This is a genomic window from Cobetia amphilecti (assembly GCF_020217465.1).
In the GTDB taxonomy this organism is placed as follows: domain Bacteria; phylum Pseudomonadota; class Gammaproteobacteria; order Pseudomonadales; family Halomonadaceae; genus Cobetia; species Cobetia amphilecti.
The window spans coordinates 879,333-892,077 of the sequence record NZ_CP084115.1 but is presented as its reverse complement, the minus strand read 5'-3'; the positions used below and the strand labels follow the sequence as shown (position 1 = coordinate 892,077).

Below are 12,745 nucleotides of genomic sequence, written 5' to 3'. Positions count from 1 at the left end.
GCGAAGCCTGCGGGAGATATTGCATTACCGTTTCAGCGTAAGCCTCCGCCCTGGGGCGTCAGCTACGATAATCAGCGTTGATCGAGACGTAATCGTGGGACAGATCCGATGTCCAGATGCGAGCTTCCTGCTGTCCACGCCCCAGGCGGATGCCGATCACCAGCTCCTCCTCGGCCATGGCGGCACTGCCGGCGGCTTCGGTGTAGCTGTCGGCACGGCCGCCCTGCTCGACGATGGTGACGCCATTGAGCGTGATCGCGACACCCGTGACGTCCAGCTCTTCCAGCGGCGCACGTCCGACGGCCGCCAGAATGCGCCCCCAGTTGGCGTCACTGGCATAGAGGGCTGTCTTGACCAGCGGCGAGTGCGCGACGGTAAAGCCGACGGCACGCGCCTCTTCCTGTGAACGCGCCTCGCTGACCTCGATGGTGACGAACTTGGTCGCCCCCTCGCCATCACGAATGATGGCCTGAGCCAGCTCGAGCATGACCTCTGCCAGGGCGGCCTCGAACGCGATCAGGTCTTCACCCTCGACACGCCCGGCCTGCCCCGTGACAGCCAGCATGCAGGCGTCATTGGTGGAGGTATCGGAATCGACGGTGATGCTGTTGAAGCTCTTGACCACCACCCGGCGCAGCATGGCGTCGAGAGCCGCCTGATCGATGGCGAGATCAGCATCGGTGGCCACGAAGCCCAGCATGGTCGCCATGTTCGGGCAGATCATGCCGGAGCCCTTGGAAACACCCGCCAGCGTCACGCTCTCGCCATTGCTCAGCGCAAGCGTCCGCCAGCTGCCCTTGGGCCGCGTATCGGTGGTCATGATGCCATGCGCCGCGGCAGACCAGTCGCCCTCGCCCAGGTTGGCAAAGGCTGTCGGCAACGCCGCCGTCAGGCGATCCATCGGCAACGGTTCACCGATCACGCCGGTCGAGAACGGCAGCACTGCCCGGGCATCGCAGCCGGCGATCTCCGCCAAGGCCTGGCAGGTCGCGTGAGCATCGGTCATGCCCTGCTCGCCGGTTCCCGCATTGGCATTGCCGGTGTTGATCACCAGATAACGCGGCCCTTCGACGCCTGCCGTGAGGTGCTCACGTGCGACATGGACCGGTGCCGCACAGAAGGCATTGCGGGTAAAAGTGCCTGCAAGACGCGACCCTGCCTCGAGGGCCATGATCACCAGATCACGACGACCCGGCTTCTTGATACCGGCTTCAGCAACCCCGATCTGAAAGCCGGAAACCGCCGGCATGTCAGCGGGAAAAGTGGAAGGCCCTACCGCCATCGCTCACGTCTCCAATCATGGTGTTCTGTGACAACTGCCCCCTGCGAGCCGAATCGACGTGACTCACAGGGAGGCTGTTTGGCGCAGTGTCAGCTCAGCTTGCCGTGGCACTGCTTGTATTTCTTGCCGGAACCGCATGGGCACGGGTCGTTGCGGCCGACCTTGGGCACATCGCGGCGCATCGGCTCGCCATCGCCCTGGGCCTGAGGCTGCGCACCGTACTGTGCCTCGACGACCTCTTCGGCCGCCTGGACACCGTCTTCACTGACCGCATCTTCATCGACACGACGCGTTTCGGCGCTGGCCTGCTCACGCTCGAGGTTGGCACGACGCTCTTCTTCCAGCGTGTCGACCTCTTCCTGGCGACGCACCTGCACGTGGCTGAGAATGCGCACCACGTCGGACTTGATGTTGACCAGCAGCGTCTGGAACTGCTCGAACGCTTCGCGCTTGTATTCCTGCTTCGGGTTCTTCTGGGCATAACCGCGCAGGTGGATACCGCGACGCAGGTTGTCCATCGCCTGCAGGTGCTCCTTCCAGCGCGTATCCAGCACCTGAAGCATGACCTGCTTCTCGAAGCGGCGCATCAGCTCAGGGCCAACGGCCTCGACCTTGTCGGCATAAAGCGCTTCATGGGCGGCCTGCAGACGTTCACGCAGCGTTTCCTCACGGAAGTGCTCGTCCTCTTCCGCCCACTGCACCAGCGGCAGATCGAGGTTGAAGTCGGTCTTAAGGTCGTTCTCGAGGCTCGGCAGGTCCCACTGTTCCGGCAGGCTCTGCGGCGGCACACGCAGGGAGATGGCGTCATCGAGCACTTCGCGACGGATGCCGGCGATGTTCTCGGCGATCTCGTCGGCTTCGAGGATGTCGTTGCGCTGCTCGTAGATCACGCTGCGCTGATCGTTGGCGACATCATCGTACTCGAGCAGCTGCTTGCGCACGTCGAAGTTGCGACCCTCGACCTTCTTCTGCGCGCGCTCGACGGCATTGGAGACCATCTTGTGCTCGATGGCTTCGCCCTTCTCGAGCCCCAGCGCGCCCATCAGACGCTGCACGCGGTCAGAACCGAACAAACGCATCAGGCTATCTTCCAGCGACAGGAAGAAGCGCGTGGAGCCCGGGTCACCCTGGCGACCGGCACGACCGCGCAGCTGGTTGTCGATACGGCGTGATTCGTGACGCTCGGACCCGATCACGTGCAGACCGCCTGCCGCCAGCACGGCTTCGTGACGCTCCTGCCAGCCATGCTTGATCTCGTTGATCTGCTCTTCGGTCGGCGCTTCCAGCTCGGCAAGCTCGGCTTCCCAGTTGCCGCCCAGCATGATGTCGGTACCACGACCGGCCATGTTGGTCGCGATGGTCACGGCGCCCGGACGACCCGCTTGGGCGATGATGGCGGCCTCGCTGACGTGCTGCTTGGCGTTCAGGACGTGATGCTTGACGCCCGCCTTGTGCATCATCTGTGACAGCAGCTCGGAGGTCTCGACCGAGGCGGTACCCACCAGCACCGGACGCCCTTCCGCAACCTTCTCGCGGGCATCCTCGATGATGGCGCTGAACTTCTCTTCCGCGGTCAGATAGACCAGATCATTCATGTCCTTGCGCGCGATGGGCTTGTTGGTCGGGATGACCATCACGTCGAGGTTGTAGATCTGACGGAATTCGAAGGCCTCGGTATCGGCCGTACCAGTCATGCCGGACAGCTTGTCGTAGAGACGGAAGTAATTCTGGAAGGTTGTGGATGCCAGCGTCTGGCTTTCCTTCTGGATGGCAACACCTTCCTTGGCCTCGACCGCCTGGTGCAGGCCTTCAGACCAGCGACGACCGACCATGGTACGCCCGGTGTGCTCATCGACGATGACCACTTCACCGTTGTTGACGATGTAATCCACGTCACGCACGAACAGGTTCTGGGCACGCAGCGCAGAGTGCACGTGGTGCAGCAGGCTCAGGTTCTGGGCCGCATACAGGGAATCCTCTTCCCCGAGCAGCTCCTGGGCACGCAGCAGCGCCTCGACCTTCTGGTGACCGAACTCGGTCAGCTCGACCTGCTTCTGCTTCTCATCGAGGGTGAAGTCGCCGCTTTCCGGATCTTCCTCATCGCTGCACTGCTCGAGCTCGCGCGCCATGCGATCGATGATCTTGTAGAGGTCGGTATTCTCTTCCACCGGACCGGAGATGATCAGCGGCGTGCGCGCCTCATCGATCAGGATGGAGTCGACCTCATCGATGATGGCGAAGTGCAGCTTTCGCTGGACCTTGTCTTCCAGCGAGAAGGCCATGTTGTCGCGCAGGTAATCGAAACCGTATTCGTTGTTGGTGCCGTAGGTGATATCGGCCTGATAGGCGGCGCGCTTGTCTTCATTGGGCTGGCCGGAGTAGATGACACCGACACTCAGGCCGAGGAATTCATACAGCGGACGCATCCAGTTGGCATCACGGGTGGCCAGATAGTCGTTGACCGTCACCACGTGGACACCTTCGCCAGTCAGTGCGTTCAGGTAGACCGCCAGCGTCCCCACCAGCGTCTTGCCCTCACCGGTCTTCATCTCGGCGATGCGGCCTTCGTGCAGCGCCATGCCGCCGACCATCTGGGTATCGAAGTGACGCATGCCCATGATGCGCTTGCTGGCCTCACGCACGGTCGCGAAGGCTTCCGGCAGCAGCTTGTCGAGATGTTCCCCTTGCGCGAGACGCTCGCGGAATTCCGCGGTCTTGGCTGTCAGCGCCTCATCGGAGAGCGGCTCAAGCTCGCTCTCGAGCGCATTGATCGCGTTGACCCGCTTGCGCAGGCGCTTCACTTCGCGATCATTCTTGGAACCCACTACCTTGGTCAGGAATTTACCCAGCATATTCTGTCCTTGTACGTGACCCGGGGTCGGGTCACGCCTTCACATATCATGACACTCAAGCGCTGCCGCCAAACGCGATGACAGGGCAGCTCGATGTGGCCCGGGGCCCATCAGGCATTACGCTCGAAAGAGAAAACGAACCTCATCATCCGCGACGCGAACGATGAACGGGGTGTCAGGACAGAAGGGGCGGCGCACGCGGCGCGATGGCATTGACGAGGCCACGCAGCAGGACGCGGGTGCAGGAAACGAAGGAGCGCTGGCGCGGGAGGTTGGGACTGGCCTGGGGCGCACGACGCACCCGCTTGCGCAGGCAGCGTAGCCCCTGACGGCGACTCTCGGCACGTATCACCGCGGGTGCCAGCAACTGGATGCTGGCCAGCGTCAGATTGACGCGCTCGACCTGCGCCGCGCTCAGTCCAGCGGGGAACAGACAGCTGAGCAGCAGGCCTGCCAGCAGCCAGCGCGGCGCCGTGCGTACCGACCAGCGACGCGAAGCGCCGCTACCGGAATCCGGTAACGCACGAGGGCGTGCTGTGGCATCGACAGGGCTCATGCTGTTGCCGGACTCCCGCTCATGATAGATTGCCGGAAATCACCGAACCGGCATGCAAGCCCATGAGTATAAAGGCTAAGCGTTTCCGCGCCCAGCCCGCGGCGCGCCTGTTGAACGGCAAGGGGCAACTTGGCAGCGTCATGCGCCAGGCGCGCATGCTCGAGCAGGCCCAGCTGCACCTGCGTGCTGCACTGCCCAAAGACATGCAGGAACAGGTCTTCGTCGGCGGCTATCACGATGACACCTTGACGCTGATCACCAGCCGCGCCTCCTGGCTGACCTGGCTGCGCTATGAGCAGCGTCGCCTGATCAGTGTGCTGCGCGAGCTGCCAGAACTCGCCACCCTCGCCCGCCTGGCCTTCAAGGTCCGCCCGATCCGTCCGGCCTTCGTGCCCGCGCGCCAACCACGCCACTTGCCAGAGGCTGCCGCGGAACATCTGCTGGATTGCGCCTCCCATACCCGGGACGAGCGTCTGCGCCTCGCCCTGGAGCGACTGGCAGCTCACGCATCGGATTCGAGCGACGACACCGAGACGCCCTGAGCCAACTCAAGCATTTCTTGTCTGCCATGCAAACAGCCGCGCCGCCCAGAAGGGCGGCGCGGCTGTTGTCGTTTCCATCTCCGGCTGGCTAAGGCCGGAGCAGTGCTGTCAGGCTGGACGGGCTAGGTCACAGTGTTCTGCTCGTACTGTCTCTCTGAGTGCTTTTCTTTTGAAATACCTCGTCTTGCAGCTTTCGCAGATGTCATTGGCCTCGACTCAGACGGCAAGCGCCGGAGAGGCATAGGAAATCGGCATCGCATCGGAGTTCTCGAAGGTGACGATCTCGTAGCTGTCGGCATTTTCCAGCAGCGCGCGGCACAGCATGTTGTTGAGGCCATGACCGGACTTGTAGCCACGGAACTCACCGATGATGCTGTGACCCAGCTGGTAGAGGTCACCGATGGCGTCCAGCACCTTGTGCTTGACGAACTCATCGTCGTAACGCAGGCCTTCATCGTTGAGGATGCGATAGTCATCGACGACGATGGCGTTGTCGAGGCTTCCACCCAGCGCGAGGTTCTGGGAGCGCAGGAACTCGAGGTCACGCATGAAGCCGAAGGTACGCGCGCGAGACACTTCCTTGACGAAGGAGGTGGTAGAGAAGTCGACCGTGGTGGTCTGCTTCTGCTGCTCGAACACCGGGTGATCGAAGTCGATGGCGAAGGACACCTTGAAGCCATTGTGCGGCAGGAAGGTCGCGACCTTGTCACCATCACGCACTTCGATCTCGCGCTTGATGCGGATGAACTTCTTGAGCGACGACTGCTCCTGGATACCAGCGGACTGGATCAGGAAGACGAACGGACCGGCGCTGCCGTCCATGATCGGCACTTCCGGCGCGGACAGCTCGACGAAGCAGTTGTCGATGCCCAGGCCTGCAAAGGCGGACATCAGGTGCTCGACGGTCGTCACCTTGGCTTCACCGTTGGAGACGGCGGTGCACATGGTGGTATCACGGACGCTCATCGCATCGGCACGGATATGAGCCTGCGGCTCGAGATCGGTACGGATGAAGACGATGCCGGTGTTGACCGGAGCGGGACGCAGCGTCAGGTAAACCTTGTCACCTGAGTGCAGACCAACGCCTGTGGCGCGGATCGTATTCTGGAGTGTTTTTTGTCGAATCATAGGGAGATAGCCAGTCAGCCTGAATTTGGAAACAGTGTTCATGATAACAGCAATGCAGGAATTCAACAAATTGTCACCTGCCGCTGTTAGGGAAATTCAACATTGCCTTTCGAGCACCATTGAGGCTGACCCGCGCGCCTGCTGGCCTCGTGCTGAGTATGAACACGCAATCACCAAACAGTTCTCACTCGCACTGTCATAAAACGATAATCAATGTGCAAGACAGCTTGAAGTCCTCCCTTCCCTACGCGCCCACGTCACTGGCGGATGCACCCGTGACGCACAGGCAGCGCCCCGCGCCGGCGGCGAAAGCCCCTTTTGTCTGCCCCGGAAACGACTTCACCCACCCGGGAAGCCCCGGATGGGTGAAGTCAGACTCATGATGAGCCGTGCCATCTCAGCCTCGTGCCGACTGGCACATGAGCGTCAATGACGTGTCAGTCAGTGCGCATCAGTCAGCCTGGCGACGCAGGAAGGCCGGGATATCGAGATAGTCATCCATATCACGCGACTTGCGCGGCTCCGACTTCTTGGCTGCCGCTTCCTGCTCTTCCTTGGCCTGACGGGTGACCGTCGGCGTCTGCAAGCTGCGGTAGTCTGCCGGCTTCTCGACGGTACGCTTGGCCGGTGCCGTTTCACGCGCCGCCGGCTTCTCGACGCGACCGTCGAGACCCGCCGCCACGACAGTGACACGCAGCTCGTCGGTCATGTCCATGTCGATGGACGTCCCGACCACGATGGTGGCGTCCGGAGAAGCGAACTCCTGCACGGTGGCACCCACATCGTTGAATTCACCGATGGAGAGGTCCGGGCCTGCCGTGATGTTGACCAAGATACCGCGCGCGCCGTGCAGATCGATGTCTTCGAGCAGCGGGCTGCGAATGGCCTTCTCGGCGGCTTCACGAGCACGGTTCTCGCCGATGGCGTCACCGGTACCCATCATCGCCATGCCCATCTCGGACATGACAGTGCGCACGTCGGCGAAATCGACGTTGATGATGCCCGGGCTGGTGATCAGCTCCGCGATCCCCTGCACGGCACCCAGCAACACGTCGTTGGCGGCGCTGAAGGCGCTCAGCAGGCTGGCGCTCTTGCCCAGCACAGACAGCAGCTTCTCGTTGGGGATGGTGATCAGGGAGTCGACGTGCTCGGAGAGCTCCTTCATGCCCTGCTCCGCCGCCTTCTGACGACGCGGCCCTTCGAACGGGAACGGACGCGTGACGACGGCCACGGTCAGGATGCCCAGCTCCTTGGCGACCTGCGCCACGACAGGAGCACCGCCGGTACCGGTACCACCCCCCATGCCAGCCGTGATGAAGACCATGTCGGCGCCTTGCAGCAGCTCGACGATACGCTCACGGTCTTCCATCGCCGCCTGGCGGCCCACTTCCGGGTTGGCGCCAGCGCCAAGCCCCTTGGTGATTTCACTGCCCAGCTGCAGGACAGTCTTGGCGGCCACGCGCTTGAGCGCCTGAGCATCGGTGTTGGCGCAGATGAACTCGACGCCTTCGATGTTGCTCTCGACCATGTGATTGACGGCGTTACCACCGCCGCCGCCAACACCGATCACCTTGATGACCGCGCTGCTGGAGGGTGCGTTATCTACCAGTTCGAACATATGCCCTGTCTCCTGGATCACAGTCTTTCTGTAATCCCTGTCAGAAATTTCCCTTGAACCAGCCCTTGATCCGCTCCAGCGTGGAGGTGTCGTGCTCTTGGCCGTGAACGCGTCGCGCGGCAGATTCCTCTCTGCGCACCGCGACGGTCGTCGACGATGGCGTGTGCCGCTCCTGTTTCATCCCATAATGTAGCAAACCCACACCCGTGGAATAAATCGGATTGCGGACCACATCCGCCAGTCCACGCACATTTTGCGGGCAAGCGATGCGAACCGGCATGTGGAAGATCTCCTCCGCCAGCTCAACGACACCTTCCATGCGTGACGTTCCACCCGTCAGAACCACGCCCGCAGCCACGAGATCTTCATAGCCACTACGACGCAATTCATCGCGGACCAGGGTGAACAGTTCCTCATACCTGGGCTCGACCACTTCGGCCAACGCTTGACGGGACAGATCACGTGCCGGTCGGTCACCGACACTCGGCACCTTGATCGTCTCGTCGCTGGAGGCCAGCTGGGTCAGAGCACAGGCATACTTGACCTTGATTTCTTCTGCATATTGCGTCGGTGTACGCAGCGCCATGGCGATGTCATTCGTGACCTGATCACCCGCGATGGGGATCACAGCCGTATGACGAATGGCACCTTCGGTGAAGACGGCGATATCCGTGGTACCACCGCCGATATCCACCATGCACACACCCAATTCACGCTCATCCTCGGTCAGAACCGCATGACTCGAGGCGAGCTGCTCGAGAATGATGTCGTCGACTTCGAGCCCGCAGCGACGCACGCACTTCTCGATATTCTGCACGGCATTCAGTGCGGCAGTGACCAGGTGAACGCGCGCCTCAAGACGCACCCCGGACATGCCCAACGGCTCGCGAATACCTTCCTGACGGTCAATGGCATATTCCTGCGGCAGCACGTGAAGAATGCGCTGACCTTCAGAAATCGCTCGAGCGCGCGCCGAGTCGATCACGCGTTCGATATCAGACGGCGTCACTTCGCGATCCTTGATCGCCACGACACCATCGGAATTCATCGAACTGATATGACTGCCGGCGATGCCCACATATACCGAGTGGATATCGCAGCCGGCCATCAACTCAGCCTCCTCCACTGCGCGCTGAATCGACTGTACGGTCGATTCGATGTTGATCACCACACCCTTCTTCATGCCACGTGAAGGGTGGGAGCCAATTCCCGCAATTTCGATACCGCCATCATCGGTCGGCTGACCCACGATCGCGACTACCTTGGAGGTTCCGATGTCCAGCCCGACCACCATATCCTGTGATTTGGAATGTCCTGCCATAGGTCGGGCCAGCTCCTTGATTCTGGTTCATCATGAAAATAATTGCGCGCTTTGACAGACAACATGTCTGCCGCACCACCCAAAACGGGTTTACGTTCCGTTTAACCCGTACAGAGGGATTTGACTTCCCAGTATAGGAGCAGCCACTTGGGGCATACCAGCCTAAAATACCGAGGGGCGCAAATCCCCGCTAGAATAGGCGGGATTGACGACAAATGAAACTGGCGATGTCGCCATTTTGCTAATACTCACACGCAAACGAAGCATGTAGTGAGTGTCGCCATTTGCCTCAACTGTCCTTGCCTTCTTCGGGTGCCGTCGTCTCCCCATGCCACGCCACTGCCACTCCGTTGGGGTAGCGCAGATCAATGTAGCGGATCTGCGACGCCTCATCACCCAGACGCCGCTGCCAGGCCGCCATGAAACGCGCCAGACGTGCCTCTCGATCATTGCGACCCAGCATCACCCACACCGAATCATTGACCTGAAAGCGCCAGGCGCCGCGTGGCTCCAATCGCAACTGGGAGACATTGAGCCCCAGCCCGCCCAACTGGCTCTGCAGCGCGTCAAGCTCGGCCAGCACCTCGGACCCACTGCCCTTGGGCCCCGCCAGATTGGGCAGATTGCCCAGCTGCGTGACCGGGCCCGCCTGGAAGGCATCACCGCGCACATTGAGCAATTCGCCATCATTCCAGTAGGCCACCGGCTGCTGTTCAAACAGCTCGAATTCGAGTGTATCCGGCCAGCGACGCGAGATGCTGACCTCACTCAGCCAATCGATCGCCAACGCGCGACGCCGAACCTCGCCCAATGGGACAGAGAGCCAGCTCTGGCCACGAATCAACGGCGCGATATGACGCTGAAGGTAGGCAGCACTGACATGATCGAAGTCACCCTTGATGGTGACTCGCTCAATGGGACGGTCAAGCCAGGTCCACAATGCCTGTCCGCCCGCGACCAGCAGCGCAAGACCGAGAACGAGGCCGAAGATTGCGCCGGTAGTGCTACGCGCCGCCATCGATCAATGACCACTCTGCTGAGCGACTGACGCGTCGTTTGCGTCCCGCTCGGCGAGAGTCGTGTCGAGAATACGCAGCACCAGGGTGGCGAAATCGAGCCCGACATGCGCCGCGGACTGCGGCACCAGGCTGTGATCGGTCATGCCCGGCGAGGTGTTGACTTCCAGCAGCCAGAAGGCGCCGTCCGCATCTTCCATCACATCGACACGGCCCCAACCCTCGCAGCCCAGCACGTTGAATGCCTTGAGCGAGATCTCGGCCAATTCCGCCTCGCGCGCAGCGCTCAGACCACAAGGCAGCAGATAGCGCGTGGTATTGGCGATGTATTTGGCATCGTAATCATAGAAGCCACTATCGGCTTCGATGCGAATGGCCGGCAGGACTTCGCCGTCCAATACCGACACCGTGTATTCCGGGCCCTTGATGAAACGCTCGGCCATCACCACCGCATCGAAGCGGCTGGCATCCGTCCAGGCATCCTGGAGCGCCTGGGCGTCCTCGACGATATGGATGCCGAGTGTCGACCCCTCATGCACCGGCTTGACCACCACCGGCGTACCGAGCGTCTCGAGCACCGACTGCCAGTCCGTGTCCGCCGCCAGGCGACAGGAACGCGGCGTCGGCAAGCCTTCGATATCCCAGAGCTTCTTGGTGCGCAGCTTGTCCATGCCCAGTGCAGAGGCCAGTACGCCGCTGCCGGTGTAGGGGATGCCCAGCAATTCCAGCGCACCCTGCAAGGTGCCATCTTCGCCGCCGCGACCATGCATGGCGATGAAGACACGGTCGGGGCGCAAAGCCTCGAGACCGGCCAGCCCATGCGCCATGTCATAGCCCTGCACATCGACGCCTGCGCCCTGCAGGGCCGCCAGCACCGCCGCACCACTCTTGAGCGACACCTCGCGCTCGGCGCTCAGGCCACCGAACAGCACCACGACACGTCCATAGCGCGTAGCCAGCTCAGGATTCACGCCTGTCGATCCGGACGGGGAGGAAGAGACGGTCATAGCGTCACCTCGTCAAGCTTGAGGTCGGCCCCCGCCAGTGCCAGCGCAATGCCACCGACATCGCCCGCCCCCTGGGTAATCAGGATATCGCCCGGACGCAGCACGTTCTTGAGCAGGTCCGGCAACGCACGCTTGTGCTCGACGAACAGCGGGTCCACCTGACCGCGCTGACGGATCGAGCCCGCCAGCGAGCGGCCATCGGCGCCCGGAATCATCGCTTCCCCGGCACTGTAGACATCCAGCAGCAACAGGGTGTCGACTTCGGACAGCACACGCACGAAGTCTTCATAGAGATCATGGGTGCGCGAATAACGGTGCGGCTGGTAGGCCATCACCAGACGGCGCTGCGGCCAGCCGGCGCGCACGGCGCGAATCACCATCTCCACTTCGCGCGGGTGGTGGCCATAATCGTCCACCAGCATCACGCTCTGCTCACCATCGGGTGCCGCGAATTCTCCGTGCACCTGGAAGCGACGACCGACACCGGCAAAGCTTGCCAGCGCGCGGGCGATGGCCTCATCGCTGACACCGACATCGGTGGCGATGGCGATCGCCGCCAGGGCATTGAGCGCATTGTGCTCACCCGGCATCGCCAGGGTGATCTCGAGCGGTGCATGGCCTTCCGGACGCAGCGCCGTGAAGCTGAGCTGACCGCCACCCTGGCGGAAATCGCTGATGCGGTAATCGGCATCGTCGCTGAAGCCGTAGGTCACGAACTGACGCTGAACACGCGGCAGCAGCTCACGCACGTTGGCATCATCGATACACAGCACCGCCAGACCGTAGAACGGCAGGTTGTGCAGGAATTCGATGAAGGTGTCCTTGAGGCGATTGAAGTCGCCCTCATAGGTGGCCATGTGATCGGCATCGACGTTGGTCACCACCGAGATCAACGGCTGCAGATGCAGGAAGGAGGCATCGGACTCGTCCGCCTCGGCGACCAGATACTCGCCCTCGCCCAGACGGGCATTGGTGCCCGCACTGGTCAGCTTGCCGCCGATGACGAAGGTCGGGTCCATGCCACCTTCCGCGAGCAGGGTCGCGGTCAGGCTGGTGGTGGTGGTCTTGCCGTGGGTGCCGGCAATCGCGATGCCCTGGCGGAAGCGCATCAGCTCGGCGAGCATCTCCGCACGACGCACGACGGGAATGCGATGCTCCCGCGCCCAGGCCACTTCCGGGTTGGTGGTGTCCACCGCGGTCGAGACCACGACTACATCCGCGCCTTCGGCATTGATGGCCGCATGACCGATGGCGACACGCACGCCGCACTCACGCAGGTGAGCCGTGACGGCGGATTCCTTGAGGTCACTGCCGCTGACCTCATAGCCCATGTTGCCCAGTACTTCGGCGATACCACACATGCCCACACCGCCGATGCCGACGAAGTGGATACGACGGATGCGGCGCATACCTGCACCGCGAT

The 12,745-nt window shown here is 62.1% G+C and carries 10 protein-coding genes; 1 reads left to right on the top strand and 9 read right to left on the bottom strand.

Translation table 11 applies throughout. The annotated features are described in order from the left end of the window. Positions 1-58: 58 nt before the first annotated feature. The 3 genes from argJ to LCW13_RS03790 all read right to left on the bottom strand — a co-directional run bounded on the left by argJ (position 59) and on the right by LCW13_RS03790 (position 4,690). Positions 59-1,282: a bifunctional glutamate N-acetyltransferase/amino-acid acetyltransferase ArgJ gene (gene argJ / locus LCW13_RS03800; protein WP_225347619.1), complete on the bottom strand. Its 1,224-nt coding sequence runs from the start codon at positions 1,280-1,282 to the stop codon at positions 59-61. A gap of 89 nt (positions 1,283-1,371) precedes the next feature. After that, positions 1,372-4,134: a preprotein translocase subunit SecA gene (gene secA, locus LCW13_RS03795; protein ID WP_225347618.1), complete on the bottom strand. Its 2,763-nt coding sequence runs from the start codon at positions 4,132-4,134 to the stop codon at positions 1,372-1,374. A gap of 175 nt (positions 4,135-4,309) precedes the next feature. Beyond that, a complete protein-coding gene (locus LCW13_RS03790) occupies positions 4,310-4,690 on the bottom strand; it encodes a hypothetical protein (protein WP_054555083.1) in 381 nt (126 codons plus the stop codon). Positions 4,691-4,752: 62 nt separating this feature from the next. Here LCW13_RS03790 and LCW13_RS03785 point away from each other — a divergent pair, with 62 nt between their 5' ends. Further along, positions 4,753-5,232: a DUF721 domain-containing protein gene (locus tag LCW13_RS03785; RefSeq protein ID WP_054555084.1), complete on the top strand. Its 480-nt coding sequence runs from the start codon at positions 4,753-4,755 to the stop codon at positions 5,230-5,232. A gap of 216 nt (positions 5,233-5,448) precedes the next feature. Here LCW13_RS03785 and lpxC read toward each other — a convergent pair whose 3' ends face one another. The 6 genes from lpxC to murC form a co-directional block, all read right to left on the bottom strand. Beyond that, positions 5,449-6,360: a UDP-3-O-acyl-N-acetylglucosamine deacetylase gene (gene lpxC / locus LCW13_RS03780; protein ID WP_054555085.1), complete on the bottom strand. Its 912-nt coding sequence runs from the start codon at positions 6,358-6,360 to the stop codon at positions 5,449-5,451. 451 nt (positions 6,361-6,811) lie between these two features. Then, positions 6,812-7,978: a cell division protein FtsZ gene (gene ftsZ / locus LCW13_RS03775; protein ID WP_043332494.1), complete on the bottom strand. Its 1,167-nt coding sequence runs from the start codon at positions 7,976-7,978 to the stop codon at positions 6,812-6,814. A gap of 40 nt (positions 7,979-8,018) precedes the next feature. Further along, complete coding sequence (ftsA, locus tag LCW13_RS03770; RefSeq protein WP_043332496.1) at positions 8,019-9,299, bottom strand: cell division protein FtsA; 1,281 nt, start codon at positions 9,297-9,299, stop codon at positions 8,019-8,021. Positions 9,300-9,588: 289 nt separating this feature from the next. Beyond that, positions 9,589-10,317: a cell division protein FtsQ/DivIB gene (locus LCW13_RS03765; RefSeq protein ID WP_043332498.1), complete on the bottom strand. Its 729-nt coding sequence runs from the start codon at positions 10,315-10,317 to the stop codon at positions 9,589-9,591. 3 nt (positions 10,318-10,320) lie between these two features. After that, positions 10,321-11,322 (bottom strand): D-alanine--D-alanine ligase, encoded by a 1,002-nt coding sequence (locus LCW13_RS03760; protein ID WP_082388132.1) that lies wholly within the window; start codon positions 11,320-11,322, stop codon positions 10,321-10,323. Further along, positions 11,319-12,731, bottom strand: coding sequence for a UDP-N-acetylmuramate--L-alanine ligase (gene murC / locus LCW13_RS03755; protein ID WP_054555190.1), 1,413 nt, complete (start codon positions 12,729-12,731; stop codon positions 11,319-11,321). The genes LCW13_RS03760 and murC overlap by 4 nt, the downstream gene beginning before the upstream one ends. Positions 12,732-12,745: the final 14 nt, after the last annotated feature.